Source organism: Streptomyces sp. NA04227, from assembly GCF_013364195.1.
Classification (GTDB): Bacteria; Actinomycetota; Actinomycetes; order Streptomycetales; family Streptomycetaceae; genus Streptomyces.
Genome location: NZ_CP054918.1, coordinates 1,163,374 through 1,180,401, shown reverse-complemented (window position 1 = coordinate 1,180,401; position 17,028 = coordinate 1,163,374). Strand labels below are relative to the sequence as shown.

At 72.0% G+C, this 17,028-nt stretch carries 14 protein-coding genes; 5 read left to right on the top strand and 9 right to left on the bottom strand.

All coding sequences use genetic code 11. The features are described from left to right. Positions 1 to 11: 11 nt before the first annotated feature. The 5 genes from thpD to HUT18_RS04810 all read right to left on the bottom strand — a co-directional run bounded on the left by thpD (position 12) and on the right by HUT18_RS04810 (position 5,025). Entirely contained in the window at positions 12 to 908 is an 897-nt protein-coding gene (gene thpD, locus HUT18_RS04830; protein WP_176098104.1) for an ectoine hydroxylase, read from the bottom strand. 3 nt (positions 909 to 911) lie between these two features. Then, positions 912 to 1,310: an ectoine synthase gene (locus HUT18_RS04825; protein WP_176098102.1), complete on the bottom strand. Its 399-nt coding sequence runs from the start codon at positions 1,308 to 1,310 to the stop codon at positions 912 to 914. A 48-nt stretch (positions 1,311 to 1,358) separates the two neighbouring features. Next, complete coding sequence (gene ectB / locus HUT18_RS04820) at positions 1,359 to 2,630, bottom strand: diaminobutyrate--2-oxoglutarate transaminase (protein ID WP_176098101.1); 1,272 nt, start codon at positions 2,628 to 2,630, stop codon at positions 1,359 to 1,361. 76 nt (positions 2,631 to 2,706) lie between these two features. Next, positions 2,707 to 3,264 carry a diaminobutyrate acetyltransferase gene (gene ectA, locus HUT18_RS04815; RefSeq protein WP_176098099.1) on the bottom strand — a complete coding sequence of 186 codons (558 nt, stop codon included), beginning with the start codon at positions 3,262 to 3,264 and terminating at the stop codon, positions 2,707 to 2,709. Between the two features lie 660 nt (positions 3,265 to 3,924). After that, positions 3,925 to 5,025: an alanine--glyoxylate aminotransferase family protein gene (locus tag HUT18_RS04810; protein ID WP_176098097.1), complete on the bottom strand. Its 1,101-nt coding sequence runs from the start codon at positions 5,023 to 5,025 to the stop codon at positions 3,925 to 3,927. Positions 5,026 to 5,608: 583 nt separating this feature from the next. Between HUT18_RS04810 and HUT18_RS04805 the strand changes: the two genes are divergently transcribed. The 5 genes from HUT18_RS04805 to HUT18_RS04785 all read left to right on the top strand — a co-directional run bounded on the left by HUT18_RS04805 (position 5,609) and on the right by HUT18_RS04785 (position 10,696). Next, positions 5,609 to 6,454 (top strand): transporter substrate-binding domain-containing protein, encoded by an 846-nt coding sequence (locus tag HUT18_RS04805; protein ID WP_176098095.1) that lies wholly within the window; start codon positions 5,609 to 5,611, stop codon positions 6,452 to 6,454. Next, positions 6,451 to 7,284 (top strand): amino acid ABC transporter permease, encoded by an 834-nt coding sequence (locus HUT18_RS04800; protein WP_176098093.1) that lies wholly within the window; start codon positions 6,451 to 6,453, stop codon positions 7,282 to 7,284. The genes HUT18_RS04805 and HUT18_RS04800 overlap by 4 nt, the downstream gene beginning before the upstream one ends. 41 nt (positions 7,285 to 7,325) lie before the next feature. After that, a complete protein-coding gene (locus HUT18_RS04795) occupies positions 7,326 to 8,162 on the top strand; it encodes an amino acid ABC transporter ATP-binding protein (protein ID WP_176098091.1) in 837 nt (278 codons plus the stop codon). A gap of 110 nt (positions 8,163 to 8,272) precedes the next feature. Next, positions 8,273 to 9,364 carry an amidohydrolase family protein gene (locus tag HUT18_RS04790; RefSeq protein WP_176098089.1) on the top strand — a complete coding sequence of 364 codons (1,092 nt, stop codon included), beginning with the start codon at positions 8,273 to 8,275 and terminating at the stop codon, positions 9,362 to 9,364. Positions 9,365 to 9,700: 336 nt separating this feature from the next. Then, positions 9,701 to 10,696: an SCO1860 family LAETG-anchored protein gene (locus tag HUT18_RS04785; RefSeq protein WP_176098087.1), complete on the top strand. Its 996-nt coding sequence runs from the start codon at positions 9,701 to 9,703 to the stop codon at positions 10,694 to 10,696. A 171-nt stretch (positions 10,697 to 10,867) separates the two neighbouring features. On the opposite strand, the gene cobC is transcribed toward HUT18_RS04785, so the two are convergent. Genes cobC through HUT18_RS04765 form a run of 4 tightly spaced genes read right to left on the bottom strand, consistent with a single transcriptional unit; the run spans position 10,868 to position 17,026 of the window. After that, positions 10,868 to 12,775 carry an Rv2231c family pyridoxal phosphate-dependent protein CobC gene (gene cobC, locus HUT18_RS04780; protein ID WP_254878425.1) on the bottom strand — a complete coding sequence of 636 codons (1,908 nt, stop codon included), beginning with the start codon at positions 12,773 to 12,775 and terminating at the stop codon, positions 10,868 to 10,870. Then, positions 12,772 to 14,247 (bottom strand): cobyrinate a,c-diamide synthase, encoded by a 1,476-nt coding sequence (locus tag HUT18_RS04775; protein ID WP_176098085.1) that lies wholly within the window; start codon positions 14,245 to 14,247, stop codon positions 12,772 to 12,774. Before HUT18_RS04775 ends, cobC begins: the two co-directional genes overlap by 4 nt. Next, positions 14,244 to 14,852, bottom strand: coding sequence for a cob(I)yrinic acid a,c-diamide adenosyltransferase (cobO, locus tag HUT18_RS04770; protein ID WP_176098083.1), 609 nt, complete (start codon positions 14,850 to 14,852; stop codon positions 14,244 to 14,246). Before cobO ends, HUT18_RS04775 begins: the two co-directional genes overlap by 4 nt. Beyond that, positions 14,852 to 17,026, bottom strand: coding sequence for a putative cobaltochelatase (locus HUT18_RS04765; protein WP_176098081.1), 2,175 nt, complete (start codon positions 17,024 to 17,026; stop codon positions 14,852 to 14,854). The genes cobO and HUT18_RS04765 overlap by 1 nt, the downstream gene beginning before the upstream one ends. Positions 17,027 to 17,028 lie beyond the last annotated feature (2 nt).

Genomic DNA, 17,028 nt, shown 5'->3' with positions numbered 1-17,028 from the left:
CGGCAGCGGTGTCACCTCACCGGCGTGAAGTCGCGCGCGCCGATGAACTCGGGCCGCCGCACGGGCGCCGAGAACGGCTCGACCGCCTCGTTCTCCACACTGTTGAAGACGATGAAGACGTTGCTGCGCGGGTACGGGGTGATGTTGTCCCCCGAGCCGTGCATGGCATTGCAGTCGAACCAGGTCGCCGCGCCCGCCTTGCCGGTGAACAGGCGGATGCCGTGTGCGTCGGCGAACCGGGTCAGCGCCTCGTCCGAGGGCGTGCCCGCGTCCTGCATCTGCAGCGACTTCTTGTAGTTGTCCTTCGGCGTCTCGCCCGCGCAGCCGAGGAACGTCTTGTGCGAGCCGGGCATGATCATCAGCCCGCCGTTGGTGTCGTAGTTCTCGGTCAGCGCGACCGAGACCGACACCGTACGCATGCGCGGCAGACCGTCCTCGGCGTGCCAGGTCTCGAAGTCCGAGTGCCAGTAGAAGCCGGACGCGCCGAAGCCGGGCTTCACGTTGATCCGCGACTGGTGGACGTACACGTCCGAGCCGAGGATCTGCCGGGCGCGGCCCACCAGCCGTTCGTCGCGCACCAGTCGGGCGAAGATCTCGCTGATCCGGTGCACCTCGAAGACCGAGCGGATCTCCTGCGACTTCGGCTCCACGATGGAGCGCTCGTCGGCCTTGATCATCGGGTCGGTCACCAGGCGGTCGAGTTCCGCACGGTACGTGGCCACCTCGTCCGGAGTGAGCAGCTGCTCCATGGCGAGGAAACCGTCACGCTCGTACGACGTGAGCTCGGACTCGGAAATCGGTCCCGGGGCGCCGGGGGCGCTCCAGACGACCGGGTCCGTACGCGGCAGGGCCACCTCGGTGGCTCCACGGCTGGGGTACAGGTCGGTGATCTCCGGGGTGACGGTCATCGCTCAGCCCTCCTCGGTCAGCAGCGGGTAGACGCCGTTCTCATCATGGTCCTCCCGTCCGGTCACAGGAGGATTGAAGACGCACACACACCTGAAGTCCGTCTTCGGGCGCAGGGTGTGGCGCTCGTGACCGTCCAGGAGGTACATGGTGCCGGGACGGATCCAGTGCTTCTCGCCGGTCTCGTCGTTGGTCAGCTCCGCCTCGCCCTCGACGCACAGGACGGCTTCGACGTGGTTGGCGTACCACATCGAGGTCTCCGTCCCCGCGTACAGGACGGTCTCGTGCAGCGAGAAGCCGACCTTCTCCTTGGCGAGGATGATCCGCTTGCTCTCCCATGTGCCTGACTTGCTCTTCACATGGCGGTCGGTGTCTTCGATCTCCTGGAACGAACGGACGATCACGGTGTGCCTGGGCCTTTCTTGCTTGTTCGGAGTCCGGCGGCGGGACGGTCAGAGGGTCTCGCGCACCGCGCGGGCGAGGGTGCGCAGTCCCTCGTCCAGCTCTTCGGGCGTGATGGTGAGAGCGGGCAGCAGCTTGACGACCTCGCTCTCCGGGCCGGAGGTCTCGACCAGGAGGCCGAGCTCGAAGGCCCGCTGCGCCACGGCCGAGGCCTTGGGCTTGTCGTGGAACTCGGCGCCCCACACCATGCCGCGGCCCCGGTACTGCTTGATGTCCGCGCTGTGCTCCTCGCGCAGGGCGGCCAGGGTCTCCTCGATCTGCTGGCCCCGGGAGAGGGTCTGCTTCTCCATCGCGGCGCCGTCGGTCCAGTAGGTCTCCAGGGCGGCGGCCGCGGTGACGAAGGCCGGGTTGTTGCCGCGGAAGGTGCCGTTGTGCTCGCCCGGCTCCCAGACGTCCAGCTCGGGCTTGAACAGGCACAGCGACATCGGCAGTCCGTAGCCGCTGATGGACTTGGAGACCGTCACGATGTCCGGGACGATGCCCGCCTCCTCGAAGGAGAAGAAGGCGCCGGTGCGGCCGCAGCCCATCTGGATGTCGTCCACGATCAGCAGCATGTCGCGGCGCTCGCACAGGTCGGCGAGCTGGCGCAGCCACTCGGCACGGGCGACGTTGATGCCGCCCTCGCCCTGGACCGTCTCCACGATCACCGCGGCGGGCTGGTTCAGGCCGGAGCCCTGGTCCTCGAGCAGCCGCTCGAACCACAGGAAGTCCGGGACCTGCCCGTCGAGGTAGTTGTCGAAGGGCATCGGGGTGCCGTGCACCAGCGGGATGCCCGCGCCCGCGCGCTTGAAGGCGTTGCCGGTCACCGCGAGGGAGCCGAGCGACATGCCGTGGAAGGCGTTGGTGAAGGAGACGATCGACTCCCGGCCCTTGACCTTGCGGGCCAGCTTCAGCGCGGACTCGACCGCGTTGGTGCCCGTCGGGCCCGGGAACATGACCTTGTACGGCAGGTCGCGCGGGCGCAGGATGATGTTCTGGAAGGACTCCAGGAACGCGCGTTTCGCGGTGGTGGACATGTCGAGGCCGTGGGTGACCCCGTCACGCTCCAGGTAGTCGATCAGCGCGCGTTTGAGTACGGCGTTGTTGTGGCCGTAGTTGAGCGAGCCGGCGCCCGCGAAGAAGTCGAGGTACGTGTGGCCGTCCTCGTCGTACATACGGCTGCCCTGCGCCCGGTCGAAGACGGTGGGCCAGCCGCGGCAGTAGCTGCGCACCTCCGACTCCAGGGTCTCGAAGACGCTCAGGTCGGGCTGGGTGATGGTCACAGCGATCTCCTGGGAGATGGGGGCTTGAAGAGAGGGGGTGTCGAGGACGGCTCGCGAGGCAGCGCGGGCCGTGTGATCACGAAGCTTGGGCCAGGGGGGCGATGTGGTACAGCACCTCTGGCTCGTGTCCTTCCTCGGGGAACATGCCCGCGTCGAAGAGCACCTTGCGGGCGACCTTCGCGCCCCTGCGCTCCGCGAACGCGGTGAACAGGCGCTGGGAGGCGGCGTTGTCCGGACTGATCGTGGTCTCGAGACAGTCGATTCCCTGCTGCTCGGCGACCTTCGAGACGAGGCCTTCGAGCAGGGCCGCGGCCAGGCCCTTACCCCGGTGCGACGCGTCGACGGCGACCTGCCAGACCACCAAGGTCTGCGGGCGCTCGGGCCGGATGTAGCCGGTGATGAAGGCGACCGGCTCATCCGTGCTCTCGTCGCGGGCCACCACCGAGGTGCCGGCGAAGTCACGGCACCACAGCAAGTAGGCGTACGAGGAGTTGAGGTCGAGGGTCTTGGAGTCGCGGGCAATGCGCCAGACAGCGGCTCCGTCCTCCACCTCCGGGGTGTCGAGCCGCAGTCCCTCCGGCATTTCTGCAAAGCCCTGGCGGGCACGTACGAGGTCTGCCTGTGCAGCGGTCATGCAAATTGAATTTACCGAGCAATTCCGAAAATTGCATCGCCAGCAGGGGTTACCAAGACCGCGTTTCTGTGTTATCGCGCGTGCGCGCCCGCCCGCACAAAGCTCCGGCGAGATGATGGAATTTGTCCTGGATGTTTCGGGCGTATCGGGCGAGCTGTGGAGTGTGTCACAGGCCCGTAACTCTCCGGAGACCAGCCCGAATTACGTGGCTCTGTTCTCACGCAATCTTTGCGTTTAGCTTCCCGAAAACAGGGCAGAAGCGAATGGGAAGCTACGCTGAAAAAGCGCACCAGTGTTTCTCGTGAGATAATGGTGAATTCAGTGTTCCGCTGCCCCGAGGGAATATCACAGAAGTCCCCGAACGGCACTCTGTGACAAGTGCGGAGCGCAAAGTGACCGAACCGGTGGTGCGCCGGGGCGCATTCCCGCGCGACGCGCACGCGGGCTTCCGGAAGCTCGCGAGGGCCCGAGGGCGCGTGTCGCCCGGGAACCCGGCGGCGGACACGACGCACGCACGGCGCTCACGCCCTCCCCGCGCGGCGCACGCCGTCACACCGGGTCGCATTCCCGTCATCGTGTACCCCCCTCGGTTCCTCGCATCCGTCCACGCCCCATGCCGGGCCGCCCCCGGCCGGACGGCCCCTGCCGCGCCCGCCGCGCTCACTCCCACAGCGCAGCCGCGGCCCTGCGGCCCGCCCGTACGTCCGGGGACCCGCCCAGTTCGGTGAGCCCGGCGCCGAGCGCGCACAGGGCGGCGTCGACCACCTCGGGGGTGGCCATCGGCCCGTAGTGGTTCAGCCGCACCAGCTCCGCCGCCAGCGCGCCACCGCCCGCGGCGAGCGGCAGCTCGTCCGAGGGCGCCAGCGCGCACCGCACCAGCGCCGCGGCGTCGATGCCGCCCGTCGTGCGCAGAGTGGTGGCCACCGGGGCCGCCGCCGCGCTGTCGCGTACGTACGGCTCCAGGCCGCCGCCCATCGCGAGCACCCCGGCCCGGGTGGCCGCGGCCGCCGTCGCGTGCCGGTGCGCGAACGCGGCGGGACCGTCCGCCTCGATGCGGTCCAGGCAGGCCGCGAGGCCCAGCATCTCCAACTGGGCGGGCGCGTGCGGCAGGGCGGTGCGCCCAGGCTCGATCCAGCGCTGCTTCCAGTCCAGGAGCGAGAGATAGGAGCGGCGCGGAGCCGTCGGGTTGTCCGCCATCCGCTGCCAGGCCCGGGCGCTCACCGAGACCGCGGACACCCCGGCCGGACCGCCCATCGCCTTCTGGGCGCCGATCACGCACAGGTCCACGCCCCACTCGTCGGGCAGCAGCGGCTCCGCGGCCACCGAGGCCACGGCGTCGAGCATGAACAGGGCGCCGTGCGCGCGCACCGCCTCGCCGATCTCCGCGACCGGGTTGGTGTTGCCGGTGGCGGCCTCCGCGTGGACCAGCGAGACGAAGTCGATCGCCGGTTCGTCCGCGAGCGCCCGTTTCACCTGCGCGGCCGTGACCGCCCCGTCGAAGGGCACGGCCAGGTCCACCACCTTCGCCCCGCTGTCGCGCAGCCAGCCGCCGAAGGTCTGCCCGTACGGGCCGGTGATCACGTTCAGCGCGGTGGTGCCGGGCCCGGCCGCCGAGCGGATGCATCCCTCCAGGGGCAGCAGCGCCTCGCCCTGGGTGATCACCACGTCCTGCCGGGTGCCGAGGAGCCGGGCCACCCGCTCCTCGATCGCGGCGAACTGCGCGGCGCTCATCGGGGGCAGGTCGAGAAAGGGGTGCGTCACGGTGCTGCTCTCCGGTGCGGGGCGGGCAGGGCCTCACTCGACCCTAAGCCTGTCCGGTACACGCATGCCGCCCGAACGTGCGGATCCGGCCCCGAGGTCGTCCGTGAACGACCGGTCCGCCCGCCTGTGTGCACCCGACCAGTTCGTAGGCATGCGCGGCGATCGACCGCGGGCTTCCCCTTCAGGCCACCACCTCCCGGAAACCGCTCCCAGGCGCACCCGCGCAGGACCGGCAGCCGTGCCCGCACGGGACCGACGACCAGCGGCGGACCAGGTCCGATGTCGGTGCGAGGGGTGTGATTGCATCTGTGTGCCGGTCTCGCGCCGCCCTGACGGGGTGGCCGGAAACCGGTGCCCCGAGCGCAGTGGAACGGCCGCTTCCGCGTCGTGATCCGGCCCCCGCCGACCGGATCACGACACAGCGGCGGCCGGGTCCTTCCGCTACGGGGCGGGGACCGGCATTTGGTCGTACAGTCGGCACGCCCCAAGCCCCGTACGGCGACCGGGTCCCGGCCCGGCCGTCAGCCCCACCGGCACACCGGCAACCCCGCCCGCCGGTTCGCTTCTTCTTTGGAGGTTCCCCGTGAATCCGACGGTCCCCGGCCGCAGAGCCCGCACCCTGGCCGCCCTCACCGCCGCCGCCGTGCTGGCAGTCGTCACGGGCTGTTCCTCGGACGACAAGGGAGGCACCGCCGCGGGCGGCGTCGAGGTGGTCAAGGAGGGCAAGCTGACGACCTGCACGCACCTGCCCTACCCGCCGTTCCAGTCCAACATCGACGGCAAGGTGCAGGGCTTCGACGTCGCGCTGGTCGACCTCGTGGCCGAGAAGCTCAAGGTGAAGCAGACCATCCAGGACATCCCCTTCGAGAACTTCAAGACCGGCGCCGCCCTCAACTCCGGCCAGTGCGACCTGGCCGCCGCGGGCATGACGATCACCGAGGAGCGCAAGAAGAACGTCGACTTCTCCGACCCCTACTTCGAGGCCACGCAGGCCGTCCTGGTCGCCAAGGGCAGCGGTATCGACTCGCTCGACGACCTCAAGGCCAAGGGCAAGAAGCTCGGCGCCCAGGCGCAGACCACCGGTGAGGAGTACGCGACCAAGAACAAGCTCGGCGCGACCTCCTTCGAGAGCTCCGACGCGGTCCTGAACGGTCTGCGCACCAAGCAGGTCCAAGCCGTCATCATCGACTACCCGGTGGTCCAGGGCTGGCTGAAGGACCCGGACAACGCCAAGGCCTTCGAGGTCGTCGAGAACCTCAACACCGGTGAGCAGTACGGCATCACGGTGAAGAAGGGCAACACCAAGCTGCTGAAGGCCATCAACGAGGCGATCGCGGACGCCAAGGCCGACGGCACGTACAAGAAGCTGTACGAGAAGTGGATCGGCCCCTACCAGTCGGCCGCCGAGCCCTCCGCCGCCGCGTCATGAGCACTGCCGAGAGCAGCCGTACCCCCACCAGGACCGGACTGACCCGGCGCCAGAAGCGGGCGATCTCGCGCGGACTGCAGTACGCGGTGTTCCTCGCCGCGGTGGTCGCCATCGGCGTCAGCGCGGACTGGGACCGGCTGAAGAACCAGTTCGCGCAGACCGACCTGGCCAAGGAACTCTTCCCGGACATCATCACCATCGCGCTGCGCAACACCGTGGTGTACACCCTCTCCGGCTTCGTGCTCGGACTGGTGCTCGGCATGGTGATCGCGCTGATGCGGCTGTCGTCGGTGGCGCCGTACCGCTGGCTCGCGGGGATCTACATCGAGATCTTCCGCGGTCTGCCCGCCCTGCTGATCTTCATCTTCGTCGGGGTGGCCGTCCCGCTGGCCTTCCCCGGCACCGAGATCCCCGGCGGCACGTACGGCAAGGTCGCGCTCGCCCTCGGTCTGGTCTCCGCCGCGTACATGGCGGAGACGATCAGGGCGGGCATCCAGGCCGTGCCCAAGGGGCAGTTGGAGGCGGCGCGTTCGCTCGGCTTCTCGCACCCGCGGGCGATGATCTCGATCGTGATCCCGCAGGCGTTCCGGATCGTGATCCCGCCGCTGACCAACGAACTCGTTCTGCTCTTCAAGGACTCCTCGCTGGTGCTGTTCCTCGGCGTCACCCTGGAGGAACGCGAACTGACCAAGTTCGGACGGGACTTGGCGAGCGAGTCCGCGAACTCCACCCCGATCCTGGTCGCCGGGCTCTGCTACCTCCTGGTGACCGTCCCGCTGGGCTTCGTGGTGCGCAAACTGGAGTCACGGGCGGCGGAGTCCACCCGATGAGCGCGGACGACGGGCACGAGGCTCGCGAGGAAGGCCGGCCGATGAGCAAGCGCACGCCCCTGGACAAGGCACCCGACGAGGCGGCGGCGCCCGGCGAACCGGAGATCCGCGTCGAGAACCTGCACAAGTCCTTCGGCGCCAACGAGGTGCTGCGCGGCATCGACCTCACGGTCGCCAGGGGCGAGGTGGTCTGTGTCATCGGGCCCTCGGGCTCCGGCAAGTCCACGCTGCTGCGCTGCGTCAACCTGCTCGAAGAGCCCAGCGCGGGCCGGGTGTTCGTGGGCGGCAGCGAACTCACCCACCCCGATGTGGACATCGATGCCGTACGACGCCGCATCGGCATGGTCTTCCAGCAGTTCAACCTCTTCCCGCACCTGTCGGTGACCGACAACCTCACCCTGCCGCAGCGGCGGGTACTGGGCCGGGACAAGGCGCGGGCACGCCGTATCGCCGCCGAGAACCTGGAACGCGTCGGCCTCACCGACAAGGCGAAGGCGTTCCCCGCGTCCCTGTCCGGCGGCCAGCAGCAGCGCGTGGCGATCGCCCGGGCGCTGGCGATGGGCCCGGAGGTGATGCTCTTCGACGAGCCCACCTCGGCGCTCGACCCGGAACTGGTGGGCGATGTCCTCGCCGTCATGCGCATGCTCGCCGACGAGGGCATGACGATGATGGTGGTCACCCACGAGATGAGCTTCGCGCGCGAGGTCGCCGACCGGGTCGTCTTCATGGACGGCGGCGTCATCGTCGAACAGGGCCCGCCCGCCGAGGTCATCGGCAGGCCCCGGCACGAGCGGACCCGGCACTTCCTGGCCCGCGTACTCGACCCGGCGGCAGCCAGTGTCGAAGAGGGCATGCCGCCCCCGGACAAGGTCTCCTAGAGCCTGTCCAGCGGCGTTTCCACGGGCAACTGGGCGTTCGCCGCGCCTAGTTGCCCGAACGCCGCCGAGGCCCTCTCCAGCCCGCGGCCCCGTCGGTTTAGGGTGCGGGCATGAGCGATCACGCGGTGCTGCACGTGAAGGGGCGGGTGCTCGTCGGGCCCGAGGACGTACGCGACGAACTCTGGGTCGTCTCGGGGCGGATCACCTACGAACGCCCGGCCAAAGCGCGTGAGGTGCGCACCGTCCAGGGCTGGGCGCTGCCCGGCCTGGTCGACGCGCACTGTCACGTCGGCCTCGACGCGCACGGCGCCGTGCCGAAGGAGACCGCCGAGGAGCAGGCGCTGGCCGAACGGGCCGCGGGCGCCCTGCTGTTGCGGGACGCGGGCTCGCCCTCGGACACCCGCTGGATCGACGACCGCGCCGATCTGCCGAAGATCATCCGGGCGGGCCGGCACATCGCCCGCACCCGCCGCTACATCCGCAACTACGGCCACGAGATCGAGCCCGCCCTGCTGCCCGCCTTCGTCGCCCAGGAGGCCGGGCGCGGCGACGGCTGGGTCAAGCTCGTCGGCGACTGGATCGACCGCGAGGCGGGCGACCTCACCCCCTGCTGGCCGCGCGGCGCCCTGGAGGCCGCCATCGCCGAGGCGCACGCGCTCGGCGTACGGGTCACCGCGCACTGCTTCGCCGAGGACTCGCTGCGCGACCTGGTCGAAGCGGGCATCGACTGCATCGAGCACGCCACCGGCCTCACCGAGGACACCATCCCGCTCTTCGCCGAACGCGGCGTCGCCATCGTGCCCACCCTCGTCAACATCGCCACCTTCCCGAAGCTGGCCGCGGGCGGCGAGCAGAAGTTCCCCCGCTGGTCGGCCCATATGAGGCGGCTGCACGAACGCCGTTACGACACCGTCCGCGCCGCCTACGACGCGGGCGTACCGATCTTCGTCGGCACCGACGCGGGCGGCTCCCTGCCGCACGGCATGGTCGCCGACGAGGTCGCCGAACTCGTCACCGCGGGAATCCCGCCCCTCGAAGCCCTCTCGGCCACCGCCTGGGGCGCGCGCGCCTGGCTCGGGCGCCCTGGGCTGGACGAGGGCGCCCCTGCCGACCTCGTCGTCTACGACAGCGATCCGCGGGCGGACGTACGGGTGCTCGCGGATCCGCGGCATGTGGTGGTGGGGGGAGTGGTGGTTCGCTGACGGGAGGGGCGGCGAGGGCGGGCTGAACTCCCGTTGCCGCGCCGGTCGTTGACCACCGCATTGTGGTGGGCGCCGGGGCGGAGCCGAACTCCCTTTGCCGCGACCGCCGTTGGCCGCTTGTGGACCCGGGCCGAAATCGAATGAAGGTGCCGGTGCACCCCTTTGGGGTGAACCGGTCCCGGATTGCCGCCGGTTCACCCGATCTGAGTCAGGATTCCCGGCACGGACGCCGACGCGGCCAAGGCCGGTCCCCTCGTGCCGGGTGCGCGAAGGCGTCCTCCACCGAACATCTCCTGTGGGGGTCCCACCACCTTGAACAGCACCACTTCCTTCCGCATGCCCCGAAACGGGTCCGTACGGACCGCCGTGCCCCGGCTCGCCGCGGGCTGCGCGGGCCTCGCCCTGCTCGCCGTCCCGGCAGCTCCCGCCTGGGCGGGCACCGCACAGGCGACCACGACGGACCGGCCGGACACCGGGCGCGCCAGTGCGGTCGTCCTGCGCACCGATCTCGACGTCTCGCTGCTCAACAAGACCGTCGACGTGCCGCTCACCCTGACCCTCAACGAGGTCCGGGCGCCGAAGAGCGCCGAGAAGACCGCGCTGACCGCCCGGCTCGACGGCGTCGACCACGGCAAGCCGTTCAGCGTGCTGCGCGCCGACGTGGCCTCCGCCAAGGCGACCGTGAGCGGGACCAGGGCCGAGGGGCGCACCGAACTGGCCCACGCCAAGCTGAACCTGCCCGGGCTGCCCCTGCTGTCCCTGATCGAGGTCGGCGCGGTCAGCTCCCGCGCCACCTGCGAAACGGGCCGCAAACCGGTCGCCGAGGCGAACCTGCTCGGCTCCGTGACCGTCCTCGGCAAGAAGGTGACACTGTCCACGAGCGGTACCACCCAGGTGACGGTGCCGGGCGTCGGCGAGGTACGACTCGACCTCGCCAAGCGCCACACCACCTCCCGTACCGCCGCCGCCTCCGCACTCGAACTGGCCGTCTCCGTCGACCCGTTGAAGCTCGGTGTGGCCAAGGTGACGGGGCGGGTCACGCTGGCCGGGGCGACCTGCGAGACGCCTGCCGCGAAGCCCGGGAAGCCCGCGGAGCCGGAGAAGCCCGGCGGGCCCGACGACGGGGGAGACGAGGCCGGGAAGCCCGAGCGGCCGGAGGGCAAGGACGGCGCGGGGACGGGGGCCGAGCCCCAGACCGAGCGGCAGACCTCGCAGGACGACCTCGCCGCCACCGGCGGTGGCTCCCAGACCCCGTACCTGGTGAGCGGCGCGATCGCCCTGCTCGGCGCGGGCGCCTGCGCCTTCGCACTGGCTCGGCGCCGTCGGGGCTGACCTGGCCGCACGAGTGCGCGAGCGCGGCACGGTGACCTGGGCGTGAGGCGCCCGCCCCCCCGCTCTCGGTCTTCGGGCCGAGGGCGGGCGGGGTGGGTGCCGGGGCGGCGAAAGCGGGGGCGGGGACGTGCCTTTCCACTCGGGCTCGCCGATCTACTCGGGCTCGCCGATCTACTCGGGCTCTCCGAGTGCCCTCTCCAGCGCCGTGAGCAGACGGCCGGTGGTCTCCTCGTCCCGTACGGCGATGCGCAGCCAGTCCGTGTCCAGGCCCGGGAAGGTGTCGCCGCGGCGTACGGCGAAGCCGAGTTGGCGCAGGCGGGCGCGTACTGTGTCGGCGCGCGGGACCCGGACGAGGAGGAACGGGCCTTCGGCGGGGCCCGCCACGGTCAGGCCGTGCGGGGCGAAGCGGCGCAGACCGGCGAGCAGGGCGGCGCGGTCGTGGGCGATCTGCTCGGCGGCCGTGGCCGCTTCGTCGAGAGCCCTCGGTGTCATGCACGCCTCGGCGGCGGCGAGGGCGGGGGAGGAGACCGGCCAGAGGGGCTGGGCGTGGGCGAGGCGGTCGATCGTGTCGGGTGCGGCGAGTACGTAGCCGATGCGCAGGCCCGCGAGACCCCAGGTCTTGGTGAGACTGCGCAGGACGATCAGGCCGGGTACGTCGGTACGCGAGGCCAGCGACTCCCGCTCCCCGGGGACCGCGTCCATGAACGCCTCGTCGACCACCAAGTACCGTCCGGGGCGCGCGAGTTGGGCGATCGGCTCGGCGGGATGCAAGACCGAGGTCGGGTTGGTCGGGTTGCCGATGACGACCAGGTCGGCGTCGTCCGGGACTGACTCAGGGTCCAGCCGGAAGTCGTCGGCCGCCGGCAGGACCACCCGGCCGACCCGGTGTCCCGCGTCCCGCAGCGCCGCCTCGGGCTCCGTGAACTGCGGGTGTACGACGACGGGTTGGGCCACCGGGAGCGCCCGGGCGAGCAGGACGAAAGCCTCGGCGGCACCGGCGGTCAGCAGTACGTGCTCCACCGGCAGCCCGTGCCGCGCGGCGACCGCGGCTCGCGCGGCGCGTCCGTCCGGGTATGCGGCGAGCCCGCCGAGCGAACCGGCGATCCGCTCGGCGAGCCAGGCCGGGGGAGTGCCGGTCCGCACATTCACCGCGAGGTCGGTCAACTCCGCGCCGTCGTCGCGCACTTCGGCGTCGCCGTGGTGGCGTAGGTCATGTCCGTGTCCGCGAGCGGGGGCGGGGGCGGGGGCTTCGGTCCGCTCTTCTCGGGGGTGCGTGTGGCGGTCCGAGGCCCGGTCGGGGGACAGGTCGTCGGGGCGTACGGGAGGGGAGAGGTGCATCGCCGTGCTGGTCCTGGTGTGCTGAGGAGTGCGGGTGCTCGCGCCTGTTCCGGGGGGCGGGGTTACGGGACAGGCGTCTGTGAACTCAGTGGTGGGAAGGGCGTCCGGGGGTGGAGGCGCGGCGAAGTCGCCGCCGGGCCAGGGAACTTGGGGGGCGGTGGTACGTGCCACCGCGCAGGTCGCCCGGGCCGGGTGTGCCGCCGACTTCCGTTTGGGGACGAGGAGTTCACCGCCACCACAGAGGGCGGCGGCCTCGGCGACCGAAGGCGTGCCGACCGCCGACAGCGCGGCGTCGGAGGCGTGGGGGACACGAACGGCCGCCAACCGCGCGGCCGAGTACGCGAGCAACGGCACCCCGAGCCGGGCGGCGACCGCCACGAGCGCGGGCTCCGTCGCCTTGGTGTCGAGAGTGGCCAGTGCCGCCACCCGGAGCCTGGGCGGCCCTGCGAGGTACTGGTCCGCAGTGGCCAGCGCGCCACTTACGAGAGCGGACACTTCGGCTTCGGCGGCACCCGTCGAGGCACCGACACCTACGACAAGGACCAACTCGTCGGCGGCGGTGGGGTCACCGGCGCAGTCCCCGGCGCCGCGCGCCCGGACAGCTCGCGTCCCGACGGCACGTACCCCGACATCGCCTGCCCCGTCCCCGGCACCGTCCGCACTCTCCCCGTCCCCGGCACCGTCCGCACCCTGCCCGTTCCCGGCACCGTCCGCCCCCTGCCTGGCCCCGCCCCGGCTCATCGGCCCGCGCACCGCTCGGTGAACCGGCGCGCGGCTTCCGGGCGCGCTGCCCAGTGCGTATGCAGATAACTGGCGTGCACGCCGCGTTGGACGAAACCCTCCACCCGGCGCTCGGGAGTGGTGAACCCCCAAGCCGGTGCGGCGCCCGCGCCGGGTTCGATGACCGTGCGGTGGAACTCGTGGCCGCGGGCCCGGGTTCCGGCCGCGTCGAGCGGGCTGTCGCCGAGTGCCACCGCCTCGCGGTAGCCGAGGGTGAGCCGCTCGGACATGCGCGCCTTCGCGTCCAGTACGCCGCACATGGGGCGCCCGTCCAGGGAGTGCGAGAGATACAGCAGTCCGGCGCACTCGGCGGCGATGGGCGCCCCGGCACGCGCCAGTGCGGCGACCGCCGCGCGCAGCGGCTCGTTGGCGGACAACTCGGGCCCGTACACCTCGGGGAAGCCGCCGCCGATGACCAGGCCCGCCGTGCCCTCGGGCAGCCGCTCGTCGCGCAGCGGGTCGAAGGGGACGACCTCGGCGCCCGCCGCCGCGAGGAGTTCGGTGTGCTCCGCGTACGAGAACGTGAACGCGGCACCGCCCGCCACCGCGATCCTCGGCCTGCCCGAGCCCGAGCCCGAGCCCGAGCCCGAGCCCGAGCCGGAGCCGGAGCCGGAGCCGGAGCCGGAGCCGGAGTCCGAGCCCGCTTGCGCGCCTGCGCTCACGCCGGCCCCGGCGCCCACTCCAGCGCCCGCACCCCGCACCGCCTCCACCGGATCCCACGCCCCGTCATCGAGCGGCGGCGCACTACGAGCCAGCGCGAGCAACGCGTCCAGATCGCACCCCTCCCCGATCCGGGCCGCCATCGCGCGGACGGCCCCGAGCGCGTCCTGATGGCGTTCCGCCACCGGGACCAGGCCGAGGTGCCGGGAGGGCGTGGCGACCTGGGGCGCACGGCGCAGGACGCCGAGGACCGGTACGCCGGAGCCGTCCAGGCCCTCCCGCAGCAGCGTCTCGTGCCGGTCGGAGGCGACCTTGTTGAGGATCACCCCGGCCAGCCGTACGCCGGGGTCCCAGGAGGCGAAGCCGTGCACCAGCGCGCCCACCGAGCGCGACTGCGAGGAGGCGTCGACGACGAGGACGACCGGTGCCTTGAGCAGCTTGGCGACCTGCGCCGTGGAACTCAGTTCACCGGCGCCGGCCGCACCGTCGAACAGGCCCATCACGCCCTCGACCAGGGCGAGTTGGCAGCCCCGCGATCCGTGCCCGAACAGTGGCGCGACCAGGCCGGTCCCGCACATGTACGCGTCCAGGTTGCGGCCGGGGCGGCCGGTGGCCAGGGCGTGGTAGCCGGGGTCGATGTAGTCGGGGCCCACCTTGTGCGGGGAGACGGCCAGTCCGCGTTCGGTGAACGCCGCCATCAGGCCGGTGGCGACGGTGGTCTTGCCGCTGCCGGAGGCCGGTGCGGCGATGACGAGCCGGGGTACCGAAGTCACCACTCGATGCCTCGCTGGCCCTTCTGGCCCGCGTCCATCGGATGCTTGACCTTGGACATGTCGGTCACCAGGTCGGCGAAGTCGAGCAGTTCCTGCGGGGCGTTGCGGCCGGTGATGACCACGTGCTGGTTGCCGGGCCGGTCGCGCAGCACCGAGACGACCTCGGCTGGATCGATCCAGCCCCAGTGCAGCGGATAGGCGAACTCGTCCAGTACGTAGAGCTTGTACTTCTCCGCCGCCAGGTCCCGCTTGACCTGCTCCCAGCCCTCGCGGGCCTTGTCCTCGTTGGTCATCTCACCGGCGGCGGGCTCGCGCTGGATCCAGGACCAGCCCTCGCCCATCTTGTGCCAGTCGACACTGCCGCCCTCGTCACAGGCGCCGAGCACGCGCAGCGCGTTCTCCTCGCCGACCTTCCACTTCGCCGACTTGACGAACTGGAACACCCCGATCGGCCAGCCCTGGTTCCAGGCGCGCAGCGCGAGCCCGAAGGCGGCCGTCGACTTGCCCTTGCCGATGCCGGTGTGCACCAGGACCAGCGGGCGGTTGCGGCGCTGGCGGGTGGTGAGACCGTCGTCGGGGACGACGGTGGGCTGTCCTTGCGGCATTACGCGGCCCTCCCGGAGGTGATGGTGTGACGGGTTTCCCGGGCGGTCCGCGCGGGACCGGCCTCCCGGGTGTCCCGGACGATCCCGGCGAGCGCGTCGGCGCGCAGGCCGTCCAGGGTGGTGACGGTGGCGCCGAGGTCCTCGGCGAGCCGCCCGGCGAGCCCGAGCCGTACCGGGCCGCTCTCGCAGTCGACGACGACGCAGGCGGTGCGCTCGGCGGCGAACAGCCGTGCGGCGCGGGCGGCTTGGGCCAGCGGTCCGTCCGGTGCGGTGGCCCGGTGGCCCGCGGCGGTGGCCCTGCCGTCGGTGACGATCACGAGCAGCGGCCGGCGCGCGGGGTCCCGCAGGCGCTCGGTGCGCAGGACGTCGTGGGCGCGCAGCAGACCGGCGGCCAGCGGGGTGCGGCCGCCGGTCGGCAGCGACTGAAGGCGCGCGGCTGCGGTGTCCACGGAGGACGTCGGCGGCAGGGCGACTTCGGCCGAGGCGCCGCGGAAGGTCACCAGGCCCACCTTGTCGCGCCGTTGGTAGGCGTCCAGGAGCAGCGACAGAACGGCGCCCTTGACCGCGGTCATCCGCTGCCGCGCGGCCATCGAACCGGAGGCGTCCACCACGAAGAGGACCAAGTTGCCCTCGCGGCCCTCCCGTTCGGCCTGCCGCAGATCCTCACGGCGCACCACCAGACCCGGGCCGCTGCGCCCGCGCGCCCGCTGGTGCGGCGCCGCCGCCCGTACCGTCGCGGACAGGTGCAGCTTGGTCAGGGTGCCGTTGGGGCGCCGTGCGCCGGTGGTACGGCCCAGTTCGGTGCGCGCCCGCGACCGTCGCCCGGCCGCGCCCTCGCCGAGCCCCGGCACGCTGAGCGTCCTGGTACGGAACGGCTCGCCCGCCCGTACCGCCTGCTGTTCCTCGGCGCCGACGCCCGAGGGCTGCGGGCCCTGCGGCGGGACGGCCGGCGCCTCGGCCTCGGTGGAGTCGGTCGCTTCCGGTGCGTCGGTGGGCGGCGGGCCGTCCCGGGGCCCGTCCTGCTGGGGCGGGAGGCCGCCGCCGGGGCCGTCCGGTCCCGGACCGTCCGGATCGTCCTCCGGGTCGGTGCCCTGCTCCGGTTCGCCGGGTTCCTCGCCCTCGCCGGGCTGTTCGGCGCCCTGTGACGGCTCCGGCTCCTCGGGCCGGTTCTCCTCCAGGATCTCGTCCAGCCGGTCCTCGTCCAGGCCGGGCGCGTCGAAGGGGTTGCGGCGGCGCCGGTGCGGAAGCGCGAGAAGCGCGGCCTGGCGTACGTCCTCGGTGAGCACGTCCTCGCGTCCGGCCCAGGCGGCGAGCGCGGTCGCGGTACGCGCCATCACGATGTCCGCGCGCATCCCGTCCACCTCGAACGCCGCACAGGTGGCGGCGATCTGGCGCAGCGCGCCGTCGCCGAGCCGTACCGAGGGCAGCAGCGCGCGGGCCGCGGCAACGCGCTCCCGCAGCGCCTGCTCCTCGGGCGTCCAGCGGGCGGCGAAGGTCTCCGGGTCCTCGTCGTAGGCGAGCCTGCGCCGGACCACCTCGACCCGCTGCTCGGGCTCGCGGGAGGCGGCCACCTCCACGGTGAGCCCGAACCGGTCCAGCAACTGGGGCCGCAGCTCGCCCTCTTCGGGGTTCATGGTGCCGACGAGCAGAAAGCGCGCCGCATGCCGTACGGACACGCCCTCGCGTTCCACGTACGAGGCACCCATCGCCGCCGCGTCGAGCAGCAGGTCCACCAGGTGGTCGTGCAGGAGGTTGACCTCGTCCACGTAGAGGATGCCGCGGTGCGCGTCGGCGAGCAGTCCGGGCTCGAAGGCCTTCACGCCCTCGGCCAGGGCCCGTTCGATGTCCAGGGCGCCCACCAGCCGGTCCTCCGAGGCGCCGACCGGCAGTTCGACCATCCGCGCGGGGCGCGCGACACCGCCGCCGCTCTCGTGCGGCCCGTCGGGGCAGCGCGCGTCCGGCGTCGCCGGGTCGCAGGAGAAACGGCACCCGGCCACGGTCGTCACCTGTGGCATCAGTGCCGAAAGGGCCCGTACCGCGGTGGACTTGGCGGTGCCCTTCTCGCCGCGTACCAGCACGCCGCCGACCGCCGGGGACACGGCGTTCAGCAGCAGCGCGAGCCGCAGGTCGTCCTGGCCCACCAGTGCGGTGAACGGATAGGGGGTGCTGCTCACTG